Source organism: Seinonella peptonophila, assembly GCF_900129355.1.
Classification (GTDB): domain Bacteria; phylum Bacillota; class Bacilli; order Thermoactinomycetales; family Thermoactinomycetaceae; genus Seinonella; species Seinonella peptonophila.
This window is the reverse complement of record NZ_FQVL01000019.1, coordinates 12,538-28,954: the sequence shown is the minus strand read 5'-3', so window position 1 is coordinate 28,954 and position 16,417 is coordinate 12,538. Positions and strand designations below refer to the sequence as shown.

Annotated in this window: 17 protein-coding genes; 13 read left to right on the top strand and 4 right to left on the bottom strand. The window is 40.3% G+C overall.

What is annotated here, in order from left to right; translation table 11 throughout:
- Positions 1 to 216: 216 nt before the first annotated feature.
- Genes BUB71_RS17645 through BUB71_RS17635 form a run of 3 tightly spaced genes read right to left on the bottom strand, consistent with a single transcriptional unit; the run spans position 217 to position 2,240 of the window.
- Positions 217 to 1,107 carry an alpha/beta fold hydrolase gene (locus BUB71_RS17645; protein WP_073158167.1) on the bottom strand — a complete coding sequence of 297 codons (891 nt, stop codon included), beginning with the start codon at positions 1,105 to 1,107 and terminating at the stop codon, positions 217 to 219.
- An 18-nt stretch (positions 1,108 to 1,125) separates the two neighbouring features.
- Positions 1,126 to 1,596, bottom strand: coding sequence for a DUF1330 domain-containing protein (locus BUB71_RS17640; RefSeq protein WP_073158164.1), 471 nt, complete (start codon positions 1,594 to 1,596; stop codon positions 1,126 to 1,128).
- A gap of 32 nt (positions 1,597 to 1,628) precedes the next feature.
- Positions 1,629 to 2,240 (bottom strand): DUF2239 family protein, encoded by a 612-nt coding sequence (locus BUB71_RS17635; protein WP_084731787.1) that lies wholly within the window; start codon positions 2,238 to 2,240, stop codon positions 1,629 to 1,631.
- 1,424 nt (positions 2,241 to 3,664) lie between these two features.
- On the opposite strand from BUB71_RS17635, the gene BUB71_RS17625 reads away from it, so the two are divergent.
- From BUB71_RS17625 to BUB71_RS20265, 11 genes are all read left to right on the top strand, one after another.
- Positions 3,665 to 4,030, top strand: coding sequence for a hypothetical protein (locus tag BUB71_RS17625; RefSeq protein ID WP_139279181.1), 366 nt, complete (start codon positions 3,665 to 3,667; stop codon positions 4,028 to 4,030).
- Between the two features lie 29 nt (positions 4,031 to 4,059).
- Positions 4,060 to 4,374 carry a DUF6881 domain-containing protein gene (locus BUB71_RS17620; RefSeq protein WP_073158152.1) on the top strand — a complete coding sequence of 105 codons (315 nt, stop codon included), beginning with the start codon at positions 4,060 to 4,062 and terminating at the stop codon, positions 4,372 to 4,374.
- Positions 4,375 to 4,472: 98 nt separating this feature from the next.
- Positions 4,473 to 5,159 carry a 3'-5' exonuclease gene (locus BUB71_RS17615; RefSeq protein WP_073158149.1) on the top strand — a complete coding sequence of 229 codons (687 nt, stop codon included), beginning with the start codon at positions 4,473 to 4,475 and terminating at the stop codon, positions 5,157 to 5,159.
- A gap of 568 nt (positions 5,160 to 5,727) precedes the next feature.
- Positions 5,728 to 5,892 carry a hypothetical protein gene (locus tag BUB71_RS19810; RefSeq protein WP_175552420.1) on the top strand — a complete coding sequence of 55 codons (165 nt, stop codon included), beginning with the start codon at positions 5,728 to 5,730 and terminating at the stop codon, positions 5,890 to 5,892.
- 323 nt (positions 5,893 to 6,215) lie between these two features.
- Positions 6,216 to 7,445 (top strand): chromate transporter, encoded by a 1,230-nt coding sequence (locus BUB71_RS17605; protein WP_073158143.1) that lies wholly within the window; start codon positions 6,216 to 6,218, stop codon positions 7,443 to 7,445.
- Positions 7,446 to 7,602: 157 nt separating this feature from the next.
- The gene (locus BUB71_RS17600; RefSeq protein ID WP_073158140.1) at positions 7,603 to 7,899 is read left to right on the top strand and encodes a hypothetical protein; all 297 of its coding nucleotides are present in this window, start codon (positions 7,603 to 7,605) and stop codon (positions 7,897 to 7,899) included.
- Positions 7,900 to 8,318: 419 nt separating this feature from the next.
- A complete protein-coding gene (locus BUB71_RS17590; RefSeq protein ID WP_073158132.1) occupies positions 8,319 to 8,663 on the top strand; it encodes a YhjD family protein in 345 nt (114 codons plus the stop codon).
- A 673-nt stretch (positions 8,664 to 9,336) separates the two neighbouring features.
- A complete protein-coding gene (locus tag BUB71_RS17585) occupies positions 9,337 to 9,918 on the top strand; it encodes a TetR/AcrR family transcriptional regulator (RefSeq protein ID WP_073158129.1) in 582 nt (193 codons plus the stop codon).
- 118 nt (positions 9,919 to 10,036) lie between these two features.
- Entirely contained in the window at positions 10,037 to 11,497 is a 1,461-nt protein-coding gene (locus BUB71_RS17580; protein ID WP_217653575.1) for an MFS transporter, read from the top strand.
- Positions 11,498 to 11,775: 278 nt separating this feature from the next.
- On the top strand, positions 11,776 to 12,273 hold the full coding sequence (locus BUB71_RS17575; protein ID WP_245815716.1) for a GNAT family N-acetyltransferase: 498 nt from the start codon (positions 11,776 to 11,778) through the stop codon (positions 12,271 to 12,273).
- A gap of 49 nt (positions 12,274 to 12,322) precedes the next feature.
- Positions 12,323 to 12,457: a hypothetical protein gene (locus BUB71_RS20265; protein ID WP_281248225.1), complete on the top strand. Its 135-nt coding sequence runs from the start codon at positions 12,323 to 12,325 to the stop codon at positions 12,455 to 12,457.
- 282 nt (positions 12,458 to 12,739) lie between these two features.
- Here BUB71_RS20265 and BUB71_RS17570 read toward each other — a convergent pair whose 3' ends face one another.
- Positions 12,740 to 13,171 (bottom strand): hypothetical protein, encoded by a 432-nt coding sequence (locus tag BUB71_RS17570; protein WP_139279179.1) that lies wholly within the window; start codon positions 13,169 to 13,171, stop codon positions 12,740 to 12,742.
- An 867-nt stretch (positions 13,172 to 14,038) separates the two neighbouring features.
- Here BUB71_RS17570 and BUB71_RS17565 point away from each other — a divergent pair.
- Positions 14,039 to 15,115 (top strand): hypothetical protein, encoded by a 1,077-nt coding sequence (locus BUB71_RS17565; RefSeq protein WP_073158123.1) that lies wholly within the window; start codon positions 14,039 to 14,041, stop codon positions 15,113 to 15,115.
- 373 nt (positions 15,116 to 15,488) lie between these two features.
- Complete coding sequence (locus tag BUB71_RS17560) at positions 15,489 to 15,917, top strand: hypothetical protein (protein WP_073158119.1); 429 nt, start codon at positions 15,489 to 15,491, stop codon at positions 15,915 to 15,917.
- Positions 15,918 to 16,417: the final 500 nt, after the last annotated feature.

Sequence of the window (16,417 nt, the reverse complement as noted above, 5' to 3'; positions counted from 1 at the left end):
CGTACATAGCTATCAAGCTAAGAAAAGTAAATGGTGGAAATGATGATGGTGGTAGAAATGAGTTTTAAGTCTTTGAAAAAATAGGCATGCCAAATAAACCCGAAGTAAGGTTGTTAATTTTTCACAAACACATTCTTTGAATTTAGGTTACCTTAATCAAACCAAAGTATGAAGATAAAGGGATCACCGTATTACGGGGACCCTAGGAAGCGTGTTTCAATTACGACGAGCCGTTCGCTCTATGCCATCAGCGATTACTTTGTATAGTTGGTGTGGCAAATCGTGTCCCATGCCGTCAACCAACATTAACTCGGCGCCCGGGATGGCAGAAGCCGTGTCCTCGCCACACGCCGGAACGAACAGGGGATCGTCCACCCCATGAATGACAAGTACTGGTACTTTTATGGTCGCCAGCCGCGGACGACGGTCACCGGAGACAGCGATCGCAGCAATTTGTCGTCCGACACTGCCTGGATCGTAGGCTCGCTGGACTTCCTCCAGAATGAGCGCCCGATAAGTGTCCTCTTCAAACGGATAGCCGGTGCCGGCGATGCGTTTGGCAAAAGAGAGGCTGTGCGCCAAAAATCCTGCTTCATCCTCAAATGGGTTCGGCGCCGGTTTAGTCATCATTGCCATGACATCTGGGGAAGATTGCGGAAGGGCGGGATTACCAGAACTGGACATAATAGAGGTGAGTGATAAAACTCGTTCAGGGTACTCACTGGCTGCAATCTGGGCGATCATTCCGCCCATCGACCTGCCAACGAAATGTGCCCGGTCAATTGAAAGGGCGTCGAGCAGTCCAATAGCGTCGTTGGACATGTCATCGAGAGTGTAAGGGATGTCCGTTCGCTGTCCCGACATGAGAGTAGTCGCCAATGCGTCAAAATCCAGCGCCTGATAATGGCTAAAGTGTGTCGAGCAACCTACGTCGCGATTGTCAAAGCGGATCACGCGAAAGCCCCGCGCTGCTAATATCCGACAAAACGGAACCGTCCATCGGATCATCTGGGTTCCAAGACCGGAGATTAGGATAATAGCCTCGTCATTTTCGTTACCGAAACTGTCATAGGCCAAATCAACGCCGTTGACTTTCAGGATGTTCATGATCATATTCTCCTCCAATTAATTCGGTATCGGAAGTTCTGCCATAGGCAGAAGGCGTGAATCTTCGATCGCTGCAGTCCGATGACCGATACCGACCAGATAGTCTTGATGACTTGAAAAAGCAAGAAACGACTGCGCGCTGCTCTGGCGAATCAGCATGATAAGATCCCATCTTTCGTCTTCTGGTCCAATAAGAAACTCTCCGCCATCGCCAAGAAACATGACTTCACCTCCGCTTTCACGGAGAAATGGGAGGGTGTGCTCAATATAGCGGTTGAAAGCTTCGGCACCGCTGATTGGGACCTCCGGTTTTAGTTCAGGATTGGCTGTGTAATCGGCAACATTACGAAAACGCAGCAGGTTCAACATGACGATGCTGCCCTCCATGCCTCGCTTCATGAACCTCATGCCAGCGCGTTGAGATGGTTCGATGTAACGAATAGATCCAAACTCCGTCATAGCAGCTCCTTTCATAGTTCCTTTTTTCATTCTAAATTCTTTACGCCTCTACATGCTTTCATTCATAAGTTCCCTTCAGGGAATGCATTCGCGGCTAATCTTTTGATATGGTTTCTGATATCAGGTGCCCAGTCATCGATGAAGTGGTAAAAACGATCCAAATCACCAGCATACAGTGCCCGCAGAGCTTCTTCGTATTGATGGAAGTTTCCGGCCATAGCTGTCATAAAGTGATATGTTGCTTCTTGTGACTCTCGTATCTTGCTCTGTTTTCCTCCAGCACGGCGAGCCTCATCAACGAGTTTTCGTAATGTTACCGACGCCCCTCCAGATTGACTCTTGAGCCATTCCCAATGCCGTGGCAATAACGTAACCTCACCGGATACAACCCCCAGCTTGGGTCGACCGACCCGCCGTGTAGGCTGGTGATTTACCTCCGTACTGGGCAAGTCACCAAACTGTTCTCCTAATCGTTTGAGCACGTCATCTGTCTTCCCACGAAGATCAACATCTATTTGCTTCCCCGTGGTATCGTCAAATATAAGCAGCTGTGTGAGGTCTCTGTCATCCAGAGCATCCTTCACTGTAGTAACAACGTGCTGTAACGAACCACTGGCGACGACTCCCACACCCAAAAATGCCGTGCAGGAAAAGCGCATTAGCTCATTTCTCAAGCTGTACCTCCCCTTCCCCTTTGAATTCCTCGCTAATTATACCCGGGTAAAAATAAAAAGTCAATATCACCCGGGTAAAATGCATTTTGTCGTTCATTATGGATGGGTTTCGTAGTGCACGTCTGACATGGAAGCCATCCTTTCTTTTTTCTTTATACTAAAGAAAGAATAGCGTGTTTTTTTCGTTTTGGGGGATTATTTTGGTTTTAGCTTGATGGCTATGGGGTCACCGTATCATTTCGGGAAAAATACACGTTTAGACATAATTCAGACACAATTTAGCCAAATACACACACATTAAGAAGTTGGTTGGTTTGTATCTGAAATAATATTTGTCTAGTGTTGATATGAACGTTCGTTTGATATAATGAGCATGAGAAGCTGAACATTTCCTATATACTGAACACGACAAATCCAGCATCCATTAAACCTACTTTCCAACCCAATTTCAATTGATAATGGTACCGGAAACAAAATATCCGATCATTTTGGCGTATTCTCGCAATCAGCCCTTTGAGCAAGGAACGAGAAACTAGCTGGGATTTTTTGGAACATTACAAAAAGTCGCAAACGAAGAGCGGCCCCAGCCATTTGGACGGGCTGACGTGGGAAAAATATTTGTAAAGCTTGAAAAGGAAGATATCGAAAGAGAAACCCCTAAATAAGATGACTTGAGTCTTCCGCGAGATTCTCAAGTCATTTTCATTATGGATTTTTCACCTACTTGGATTAACACCTGGGTCATGGTTTTATACTTTCTATGTAGGACCAATTGGTGTTTTATTAGCTGTTATTTCCATGATAGCGAAGGAACGTACTGTTTTTTCAGTAAGTGCTCTGATTGCTAATATTTTTGTAACCTTGTATGGAATTTCGGGATCGAATCGGCTGTATGGAACTGTAATTAAATTATTTAACAGCTGAAAATGCAATTCCAAAAACGAGTTCGATGATCTAGGGAGTAAACTCCCCCGGTTATTACATTTATCAAAAATAAATTTGGATAATCTCTATGAGAAATGGGGATCTAAGAAATGAAGTACTATCAGTTTGAACTTTCTGTCGACATCGATTATTTGAAATCGGTAGCTGGAACCATGCACCTTGTATTGAATTTGAATTTTTGCGGAGAAGAGATTTATGAAGATCTTTACTGTGTGAGACATGAAAATGATGAATTTACCTGGGTTTTTGTTGAAGGTTGCGAGGAATTTGAAGGGTCTCATTGGTTGATCGCCCAATGTTCAGAGACTAATAGGGATGAGTTGAACTACTACCACCTACAGAGGTGGTAGATTCCTGCGAACACCAGACCAACGTCCAGTTATCTTAGCAGGCTCTACCCGCCGTCCCAGCGGTGAAAACAAAGTATGCTCTGCTATGCTCCCTACTTTCGCTTGGTTTTCGCAACTTCGGTGAGCTGGGTGGTTGAAGATTTTACGTTACTGACCCTTTCCAGCAACAACCCCATATCTTCAGTTTTCAAAGAGCTACAACTATTAAAAAGTGGTTCTAAGCATCCCCGCAAAAGGGATACCGAACCACGTCCCATTCACCTCACCACTTGTAGAAGCGGGAGTACTCTTGGACGAATTTGGATAGAACCAATAGAAGTTTTTTATTTGGAGAACGTAATCAAAGCTATAAAAAAAGGTGATTTGTCAGATGAAGCTGTGGCTGCTTTGAGTGCAAATTTTAAGGATTTATTCCTCCCTATGCATGTTGAAGAAAGAAGAAAGTTTAACTGCGTCTTGGATGGATCAATCAGTGAAAAAGTTTGGGAGTTATAACTGTAAGATCTAGTAGAAGGTGATTTAGGTTGGAATATTTATGTATCACATGGAAATACAGGTCAGAAGAAGATCCATTGGAATATTATATTGAGATCGATCAAAAAAGATTTGAAACAAGAAAAGTAGAAACATATCAAAATCAGGAGTTTTGTTATACCAGTGAAGAAATTGAATTGGGAACCTATTTAAGCCCCCTTCCCACACCTACATTAGAAGAATTAGAAGAGGATGAAGAGATCGAGGTAGTCCGTATTACGAAGGAAGAATTTGAGAAAGTATGGAAATTAGCTACCTTTGATGATACAACCAAGAAAAGAACGATGTGGAGCAACAACTTCTAGCTGATGCGAAAGTTCTTATTGATAAGATTGATCATTTCGTACAGTCTGAAGCGTAACAAAATAACTCCGTTTGTTAACGATTAAGGAGGATGAACAACATGTTTTCACAGAAGCCTTTAACCATCTCCCAGGCAAAAGCACAGTTGCAATTTAATGAATGGTATGGTAACAAGGAAAAGTATGTAATATTGGACACAGAAACGACTGGCTTGGATACAAATGCCGAAATCGTTGATATTGCTGTCATTTCTATGAGTGGTGATGTACTTTTGCATACATTCGTTAAGCCAATTGATCCTATACCGGTAGATGCAAGTGTTATACATGGCATCACTGATAAAATGGTAGTAAATGCTCCATCATGGTTGGATGTACTTCCCCAATTGTATGATGTGATAAAAGACAAGGTAGTTCTGATTTACAATGACCAATTTGATATGCGTATGATGTTCCAGTCTTTGAAGCGATACAAGGATACCAATACCTTTCAACAATACTACGATGCATTACATGCTTGCTATAGTGACTGTGTAATGCGGACTTATGCGCTTCTAAAAGGATTTGATCGATGGGTAAAATTAGAATATGCATGTGGGTATAAAACCGAACATCGAGCGTTAGGCGATTGTATGGCTACTCTCAAGGTTATCCAAAACAGCTTTAATCCTAAATTTACCCAAGCCCACTATGATGAATTGAAGCTGTATCATGAACAGATTGCAGCAGCAAATGATCCATTTGCATCTGATGGCAAGCCGATTGACATATCGGACGAAGATTCTTGACCACTACTTCAATTCCTATGAACGCAGCAAATATAGATTGTTCTGAACTCCTGAAATTGGATTAAATTTGCTTGCTCCTGATATAAAAAGCCAAATATTACATGTCTTTTGAAACCATAATTAGGAGTGAATCCATTTGTATGCATCACCATTCGTTATTCTCATTCTTACTATCTTTATTGCTATCTTTATTATCTGGATACGCGTAAAGGATAAATCAAAATCTTCCTCTATCCTCACAATCCTTTCATCTGTGCTTACACTAGTTTATGTGGGTTATGCCATCAAGTTACTGATAGTTGCGGAGCCCCAATATTATGGAGTCATAGCTTTTTTGTCCCTGCTTTGTGGGCCAGTGTTGATTGTAGTAGGTCTAGTAGCGTTCCTAAGGGATAGGAAAAATTTTTGGGCTAGAATTAGTTTTACTTTTAGTATATGTGCAACGATATTTGGTTTCTTATTTGGTATGATTTATGATTCGCAGTGACCGAAGGAATCAAGAATTGAAACGATTGGAAAATGGATCCCCCACGTTTAATCAACTGTCAACATCAAGTGAGAGGTTAGCATGGATAGATTAACAAGAGAATTTGAAGAAGATAAATTTATTAATGTTGGGAACAACCTGGAAAATAGAGAAAAGGTATATCTATATGAACTTATATTAGATGCAAAAAATATGAAGAATATCAATATGCAATGGCTGAGCCAGGTTATTATATCGATAAAATGACAGAAGATGATTTTTTAGAAACCTATCAACGGATAGAAATATCTGAATCAGGCAATGTGAATATTATATACTGAATTAAACAAAGAACATGGGAGGCGTGAGCCTCCTTTTTTGATTCTAGGGGTAACATACAGGAAATTCCGATAGATCAACCGATTGTAGCGTATTGCAACATGCATCATCACGGGAAATCCAGAGGTGAAAAAGCGCAGCATTTACTCTCGGAGAAAAGTTTCAAACTACAAGCTATTGAGGGTGGATTTAATAAGTAGAGCCGGTTAAAACTACCGGCGAAATTAGAAAAGTGACGAGGTTGAAAAAAGATGACGCAACGAACAGATACGAAATCGTCGATTATAGCAGCACAAGCAAAGGAAAATCCCAAAAGCTCGATTCTTGAAATCCTCGGAGCATCGACGAAACTTGGTTTGACAGCATTTGGCGGTCCTATCGCTCATTTAGGCTATTTTCGCGACGAATATGTCAAACGTAGAAAATGGATTGATGAAAAAAGCTATGCCGATTTGGTCGCCCTGTGCCAGTTTCTTCCGGGACCCGCCAGCAGTCAAGTCGGGATTTCCATCGGCATGATGCTCGGCGGGATGCTTGGCGGGCTCGCTTCCTGGATCGGTTTTACTTTACCTTCCGCTTTGGCATTGATGATTTTTGCTTATGCATTAAAAAACTATGATGTAATCAATGTCGGTTGGCTTCATGGGCTAATGATCGCTGCAGTTGTCGTGGTTACACAAGCGGTTTGGGGGATGGCTCGGAGCCTCGCTCCTGATCGTACTCGGGGGACGATTGCCGTCTTGACCGCGATCATCACCTTATTATGGCCTTCCGCTTATGGTCAATTGATAGTTATTGCCGCTGCGGGACTGTTCGGCCGATTTTTTCTGGCAACATCCGAAATGCCAGAAACTCCTCTTATAGGCATATCCATTAGCCGCCGCATGGCAGTTGTCGCTTGGATTTTATTCTTTGGATTGTTGATCGGATTGCCACTATTACGAGCGGTGTTTCCTTCCTATTGGCTGGCTGTGTTTGACAGCTTTTTCCGGGTTGGTTCACTTGTCTTTGGTGGGGGCCATGTTGTACTTCCCATGCTTCAGGCCGAAGTGGTTCCTCCGGGTTGGCTGACGGATTCTCAATTTCTTGCCGGTTACGGTGCAGCTCAAGCCATACCGGGACCTTTGTTTACCTTCTCTGCTTACTTGGGAGCCGTCATGAATGGATGGATCGGAGCAATGGTTGCCCTAATCGCGATGTTTCTTCCGTCTTTTCTGTTGGTTACGGGTGCATTACCGTTCTGGGATGCGGTTCGCCGTCGCCCAAATTTTCAATCGATCTTAAAAGGGATAAATGCCTCCGTTGTTGGCATTTTGCTTGCTGCCCTGTTTAATCTCGTTTGGATGAAGGCGATTCATACGCCTTACGACTTTTGTCTTGCTATCGCTGCGTTCGGTTTACTTATGTTATGGAAGCTTCCCCCTTGGGTAATCGTTTTATTCTCGGCAGCCGGTGGTGCTTTGACCTCCATGTTTTCCTAAGATAACCAATGAACATGAAGCTATTTATAAGCAGGAGACAGGTTTTCCGATGCATCCTAATCCGACCCTTTTCTCTAAAAAAGGAATGAATAAGTTGTGTAAGGTAAAACAAAGCTAAAGGTGAAACCAATTCACTTCTGAAAGGGGATTTTCACCCATGCATTCGGGCTTCGAAAAGCCATTTATACGTATTCACCTGTTATATCATGCGAATCAAAAAGCAATAACGCCAGAAGGAATACAAGCTGAAATTAACACTCATGGCTATCAAGTCAGCCCACAGGAAGTTCAACAGGAATTGAACCATTTAGCAAGCGAAGGTTATGTAACGGCTAATGGCTCTCAATACAGTATTACAACAAGTGGAAAAGGGGAGCTTCAAAGCGTACATCAGCACCTGGAGCCTTTATATCAAGAAGTTGTGCAAAATAAGAAAGCCGTATCCCCTATGTAAAGGGAAGACATCCATACCAATAAATCTTCTGTTTGACAGGAGGTTTATTTATTGAAAAGAAATTAACTTGAATTCCCGATGGGATATCATTTCCCGTCATAAATCTCGGATAGTTGGGCGTAAATTGTGATAAGTCATAAATGCCCAAAGTCTGTTCAATTCGAGATATTAATTGTACGATCCGTTGAAAACCATGCATTCCGAATCGTTTTTCTTTGATCTCCTCGAATAGAGTCGCCTATACTTTGGAATTCATTTTAAGGAGAGGTTGATATGATGCGCGGCCGATGAACCAGGCACAAGCTAACTAGATAACTCCAGAGGATAGAGGGAAAATAGTCGGCTCAATGAAAGCGGTTTATTTATTTTGATTATTGAGCCGCTTATATGGACATACATAATCCTAAAAGAGGTCAATCATGTCAATCTTCGATAATGATGTAAGTCGACTCATTCAGAAAACTGTTTATCTACAAATTCTCAGATCAACACTCGAATGGGACCGACTTAGAATGCGAGAAACCAAAATGTACAAGGTTTATAACTCATTGATTGACCACGTTATCAATGAAATCTCTCATGATCTTTATGAGTTGAAAAAACAACTCATGATCAACAAAGCAAAGATTGTATTTGAAGATCAGTTAGACAAAGCGAGACATGTCGAATACCAACATCGAGGTTATGTCTTCAAGGTAGAATATCTCAATCATCATATCAAGCTTGCCTGTGAGAACCTGCTGCAAGACTATTTAGGATTATAGCTACTTATAAACTTCTTTTCGTAGTAGACAAAACGAAAATCGGGTGTTTTGGGGTATGGAACCGGTTCGCATATTGAGGGGCCGAGCTGGGGATTACTTACATAATTATAAAGTGGCTGTTGTTTTTGCTTTCTAAATAACGATTTGAAGATCTGAATTTTGAAGCCCTGTTGAAACTAGAGCATAACCCACATTCATTACTCCTATTCCCATTCAGATGAGATGGCGCAAGCGATGAGATTTTGGCATAAGATTTTACGATCAGGTGGTGATAACTCCGAATTCCCCAAGTTTGAACGAGATTTAACAACAATAATCAACCTTTGCGATATCAAAAACTATTAACAAAGTATAGTAAAAATTGGCGGGATATTGTGAGAATAGGGAAAGAGATGGTTCCAAAACGTTGATTTAAGATGAAACAAGTAGATTAAGAAAGTATGGTAAGAGTACAAAAAATGTGGAGTCATATTTCAAATTGACATAGAGTACTGTTTCAGTTTCCCTCTTGTGAATGACTTCTTAGTTTCATTATTTAATTCATTAATCTATGACAAAGACCAAGTCAACAAGGGATCGAAGTTTAAATAAATGGATCTTGACAATCATGCAAGTAAAAAGTATATTATGGTTAATTTGTTAGTTATCAATAACTAACATGGAGGTGAATTATATGAGTTCAAAAAAAGAAGACACAGCTGACAAAATATTATCTGCTACAGTTAATTTAATGGCCGAGAAGGGATATAAGGCTGTTACCATTAAAGAAATTGCTGCTTTTGCATCTGTTAGTGAGATGACAGTGTTTCGAACGTTTGGCACTAAGAAGGCCATATTAGATACTATCATTAATCGTTATCTGTTTTCGGAACCCATTGAGCAAAAGATACAAGAGAATATCACATATGAATTAGAATCCGATTTGTTAATGATTAGTAAATTGTATCACGATGTGCTAAAGAAAAATAAAAAAATTTATTTGATTTCCATTATGGAAAGAAAAACAATGCCCGACATACATCTAAATGTATTCAAGAATGCTTCAAAGTTCTTAGGTATCGTCACTGAATATCTTCGTGATATGCAGCAGAAGGGAAAAGTTATTTCTGGAAATCCTGAAACTCTGGCATTAACCATCATGCGCTACAATTATGGGAAATTTGTGGCCAGTGTACTTCTAGAAGGAACTGTTTCAGAGCCTGAAAATGAACTGAAAGAGGCCATATCCATTATAGCCAAAGGTTTAACCACTTAATTTTTTTAGATCATATGTTAGTTATTAGTAACTAACATATGAATCAACAGATTCAAAATCGTTTTTTGGGTGGGTCACTCTGACTCAGTAAACATTTGGGGCATAGAAAGGGAGCTTGATGATGGAAAAGATACAAAATCAAAAAGGGAATTCTGTTATGACTTTACTTGTCGTTTTAATGGGGGTTCTAGTGGTGGCAATGTCCATCGCTGGAACAGCCATTGCGACTACACGAATCGGGAACGATTTGCACGTTTTTGGTCCAGCACTTAACTGGGTAGTCGCTGCTTATAATTTGACATTTGCAGCATTTACCCTCGTGTTTGGCTCATTGGCAGACTTGTTTGGTCGCCGCCGCACTTTTATTACAGGAGCCATTCTCTTCGCAATGGGTTCACTTATTAGTGTAGTTGCACAAAATATCTATCTGCTTGATGCAGCACGAGCACTTGCTGGTATAGGTGGAGCTGGAATAATGGCCAGTGGAGGGGCAATCCTGGCTGCAACATTTACGGGATCATCTCGTACAAGAGCATTTGCTGCAATGGGTACGATGGCAGGCGTAGGGATTGCGATTGGCCCATTTTTATCTGGATGGCTGATTGAAGTATTGGGTTGGCGTATCACCTTTTTTTCATATGTGGTGGTGGGAGTACTTATCCTAATCGGTACCATATTCATAACCGAATCACGATCAGAGGGACAATCCCAAGTAGACCTTGCTGGAATGATAACTTTTACTGGTGGTTTAGCCTTGATGATGTTTGGTATTATTCTAGGTCCTGAAATGGGTTGGAATAGTCCGATCATTTTTAGCACGCTTATTGCCTCCGTTATTTTACTAGTCTTATTTGTGATGATTGAACGTCGTATATCACATCCTGTACTCGATCTTATGCTTGTCCAAAATGTCAGGTTTATGGCTTGGTGCTTGGGGACGCTTATAACATCTGTTGGTTTTCTTGGAGTGTTAGTTTTTTTTCCAACCTACCTTCAAGGAGTGAATCATGCATCAACCCAAGATGTAGGTTTGATCATGCTGATGCTTACAGCACCTGTACTTGTTATGCCACAAATCGGTGGATGGTTTATAAACCGTGGGATATCACCTCGTGGTCTCATGAGTGTTAGTTTACTATTCATGGCAATCGGAAATGGTTGGCTGACAGTGATTCATCCAAATATCACAAATGGTGAGGTATTTGGGCCGCTGTTATTAATCGGGATTGGAATGGGGATATCATTTGGCATAACTGATGGTCAAGCGATGAGTCTAGTTGAACCCAATCGTGTTGGAATGGCTGCCGGTTTTCTGAATACCATTCGGGGTGGGGCTGAAGCTCTTGTTATCGCTGTGTTTGGTTCAGTCCTTGTTAGCCTCATTCAAGTAAGGGTAGGCTCTTCCGAGTTGGCTAACCAAGTAGCAGCAGGTAGTCTAATGGGATCAAATACACAGTTTCTTGCCCAACAGTATACAGAGGCTTGGGAAATTGTTTTGTGGGGTGTCATGATGATTTGCACCATTGCTGCGATTGTTGTATATTTCATGCTCGCTGAACCGAAGAGAAAAACGCCATGAACCACTTTTTAAAGGTTATAGATGATTGATTAGATTTTACAAACAGGAGCTTTGTAATTTTAATATAACAGATGCTAAACCGAATAATTCCTTTAGTCTTTGTGATGATATGATTCTTTATGAAACATAAGTTATATTCAATATGTATATTTATGCAGTGAATGATGAATAAAAGGATCAAATCATAAAAAAGAGACTTGAAAAGCAAAATCTCTCAAAATACCCCTGGAATTGGCGTACGGCTTATAGGAGTGAAATCCAGGAATTGAAAATTTCTTTTGAATCCCAAATATAAGCAAATAGGGAAGGTGTTATCCATCGAAACGAATGTTGAGGTTCGATTAGTCAAATATGAAGAATTAGATCAATTATTATCCTTATATGGGCAACTAAACAATGATGATCCAATCTTACAAAAAGAACAAATAAGTGATCTTTGGTTTGAAATTTTCAATGACCCTAATCTCTATTATGTAGTAGTTGACGTGAACGGAAAATTAGTATCAACATGCTGTCTTGCAATTATTAAAAACTTAACAAGAAACGCACATCCATATGGGCTTGTGGAAAATGTCGTAACACACCTAGATTTTAGAAGGAAAGGGTATGGCAAATTAGTATTAACAAGGGCATTAGAAATAGCATGGAGCAAAAAATGTTATAAAGCTATGCTTTTAACTGGTTCTAAGAGAGAAGAAACATTAGAATTTTATGAAAACGTTGGTTTTCAAAGAGGGATTAAAACAGGGTTTGTTGCTTTACCTCCACTTAGCTAAGGTTCTTATAGCGTCTATGCTCAAATCAAACTCAGAAAAGAGACAACAAATGGCATGGATCGAATCTGAAAAAGGAAACACGGTGAGGGAACAGATTTATGGAGCACCAATAACCGGATATACCCGATCAAAACATATCTTTGTAGGCGGATCTAATGGAGTGCCTATATTAAAAGCAAAATGAAGAGGAGTAGAAATAAGAAAATGTGGTTATATAAAACATTTTATAGGTAACAGTGATAAATATTTTGCTTGGCTGCTGGTATACTTTAAATCGTATGATGATTATAAATACCTGCAAATCTTTATATGGTTGTCTACTGTCAAGATGAAATTGATAAAGCGTCATGGACTAAGGTAAAGGTTAGAGCATCGACCAACTGGATGTCAGCAAAACGGGCTCGTGCCCTGGGAATCGATTCCCAGGGCACGAGCCATCTTACTTCTTACTGTTTACCATGCATGCTTACGCAGCAAGGAGTGCCGGCAAGAGCTCACCGTCCTCCCACTCCAGGAGTGCGTCGGCGACCGGAACGTCGTTAGCGAACACCTCGGTCGGGGTGCAGAGGCCCTTGCTGTCCACCGCGAGGATGGTCCCCCGATGAAGGGGCATGAGCCGACTGTTCGCACAGTCAACGAGCTGACCCTGCTCGGCCGGAGTGAGGATGAGGACCTTCTTCGGAGAAACTGCGACGGACAGGCTGAGCTGGCCGTTCTTGTCCCACTCCGCCAGGAAGTGGTCAGAGCGGCTCTGGAGAGGCACCTCCCCGAGGAGCTGCTTCTCGTGAGTAGACACCCACTTCACCAGCTCGCAGAATCCCTCCTTGTCCAGTCGAAGAGAAGTACCCGTCTCGGTGCTGGCGAGGTAGAGGAACATCCCCCGCCAATCGAGCGTCAAGCAATTCCCCTGACTGTTGGAACGAGGGGCGGTGATCCCGAGTTTCCTCAGGTTCATCTTAATCGACAACTATGTACCTTCCTGTATCGGACTGCCCAACGATTGGGCTGTACGTAGCGAATCCTGATCTTTTATTACCCTTTCTATCTCTGATCAGGTATGACTGGACATGATAGCATGATTATAACATTATTTATTTTAATTTCAAATACAAGTATTTATTTTTCAATATATATTATTTTATGAATATAACGAGTTCGGTAAATTAATTAAATTAATTTGGGATTTGCAAATTATCGTATTTATTAAGTTGGCGTTGAAATTTCCCAATAGCGAGGACAGATCAGAGTTATGGTTAAATACAATAGCAGCAGTATATAGGATGGATTGAATCCTTAGCACAATTTTCCCCGAAAAGATTGTCTGAATTGGATGACGAAACAAGGATATCTATTACCACCAAAATCTGCTTGTATAGGCTGTTCTTTTCATAGTGATAAGACTTCGCTTACAATGAAAAAAAGTGATTAAAAGTCTTGGAAAGTTGCAGTTGAGTTTGATAAGGAGATAAGAAATTTTCCAGGAATGAATGGAACTGGAATTGCATATTTTGATCAATTATATAAATCTCTTACTGAACAGGATCAATTAGACATATTTAACAATGAATGTGAATGTATGTGTGGATTATGAAAAGATGTGAGTATTCTCATAAAAAACTGGTAGATTTATGGTATAGGTGTTCACAGAAAAGAGAAGTACCAGATGAAATTTAATAAAGTTTGCAGCAAAGAGTCTTTTAGATCGAAAGAGGAAAGTCACATATACAAGAAAAATAGAACTATTATAGAGGAGAGATTAAATTAAATGTTCACAAGCACGGCAAGTGAAATTATAGATCAAATGGAAACCGAAAATATAGCACAACGAGGGGAACAACTAACAACCGATTTTCTAAGTATGATCAACAATTTCCACTCAGAAAAACAACCGTATGACCTGGAGTTAGAAGCCTACATTCATAAAATCAAATATGAAGCGATTCTAAACCCTCCGTCAAAAGGATTGAAAAAACGGGGGGTTCATTATTTTCATCCTTCTAGTGCATCATCTTGCTTACGTGAGCTTTACCATATGGCGAAAGGAGATAAACCGGATGATGACACCATTCAACCACACCAAAAACGATGGCAGAAGTTAGGCGGGATGTTTGGGGATATGATCCAACATGATTTGTTAGCGATCCATAAGCATTATCAGAAAATGACTGGAAACGAACCAACTTTCATACCTGTATACACTGATATGGAAACCAAATCTGGTGATGTTATTAAGGTTCCGATGTGGGAAGAGTTTGCTAAAACCTATGGTGTCTATTCAGGTGTCCCAATCGGAGGTCAGCCAGACGGTATTTTGCAGTACAGAGACGGTTCTAAAATTGGACTAGAAATCAAGTCTAAACAGACATCGTCCGCTAGAACTAGTCAATTCTCCATGCGTGGTCCTGATTTTGACCATGTGAAACAGGTTGTTGCTTATTCGATTATGTACCAGGTCGATGAGTTTCTATTGCTATATGGAAACTTATCAAAGAAAAGTTGGGAAATGAGTGATGAGGATCAAGCAAAATATCCTGATTTACGTTGTTTTCATGTTTACGTGACTGAGAAAGATCGAAAAGAATTACTAGAGAAATTCAATATGGTAATCGAATGGGTGAAAAATGGTAGTCCACCCAAACTGGACATTCACAAATGGACCTTTAACAATTACAAAAAGGTGATTGCTCGATCTATGGCACGAGATGAAATCAGAGAAATAGAAGATGAGGAAATCAATTTGGGTCTTCAACCAAAAACGAAATCTAATCAATCTCTATTATCAAAGTATGAAATGATATTGAATTACATTGAGAAAATTAGACAGGGAAAAGGTTCTTTATGATCATTCTAGGTTTAGATTTATCTCTATCCAGCCCTGGGTATGCAGTGATTGAGGCTAATAAGAAGGGGTACAAATTATTCGAAGTCGGACACATTAAAGGCAAAACCAAAACATTCTCTGAATCAAAAGCTCAGGCGAATCCAAACTCACGACAACATTCTTGACAATTTAGAATGGTCGCTATTTGAAACGTTCGTTTTAAGTCACGTAATTCAAGCAATATCTATCTATTCTCTTTTAATAACGCCAGTTATAATATATAACCGAGTTCAAAATATGATTTTGCAGCGGTACAAGTTGGAAAAGATTCAGCTTTTGTGCTTCTGGTTGCACATATATAGTAGGAAATATTTTTTAGGATTGTGGGGATTATATGGCTTTTGATTTCGTGGTCGAGACGAAGGCTATTGTACGAAAAGATGATCAAGAAATTTCACCTGCACCTGTTCAATATGAAGTTCCGAATTCAGATGAAGCGAACGCAAGATGGTTTGCAATGGTTCGGTACTTTAATTTTGACTTTAATCCAACTAGTAATCAGATATTAAAACGATTAGAAACAAGCGTTATAAGTTCTACACCTACGGAAACAATACCTGAACTACATCATAAGGTAACTCTATCTTTTGAAACAGTAGATCAAACAGTTTTTATAAAAGAATATACGAGAAAAGTCACGTCAGGAGATACTGAAAGTACAAGTATATATCATGTTTTAACTGATCTATTCACTTTTCATACAACTCCACTTCTCTCTTATTCTTTTGTACAAATTGATAGTGTGGAAGAAGTGTACATTTAATAATTTCTCTATTTATAGGCAAAGACACTTAGTTTTTCTGGGTGTCTTAAAAGTATATTTCAACACCAAAAAGCAGCCCATCCCTCGAACTTGCGGAGGTGTGACTGCTTTTGGATGTACTTTTTTCTTTCGGCTTCTTCTGGGATCAGTCTTACATCTTTCGCAATGCTATGATGGAAACAATGATGAAGACTACGGTTAGGAAGATGACAACACTGATACCGATGTCCTGGAGAAGTTCCACTTCTCTCCTTTCGAATGGTCGTATCGAACGGTTGCTGGCCTAACCAGGGTTCTGAGATGGGCTATGTTGTGTTAAATAAATGAAAGCATATTTATTTTTCCTATGTCAATGAAAATCCGATTAGGTGTGAAAAATAAAAATTTATTAATAATGTCCCTCTTTATGCTGCTGACGGCACATATATAGTAGAGGTATTTTTAAGGGTTAGATGAGTTTGAAAACTGAGATATAGTAATCCTAATTAAAAGTATTAAAA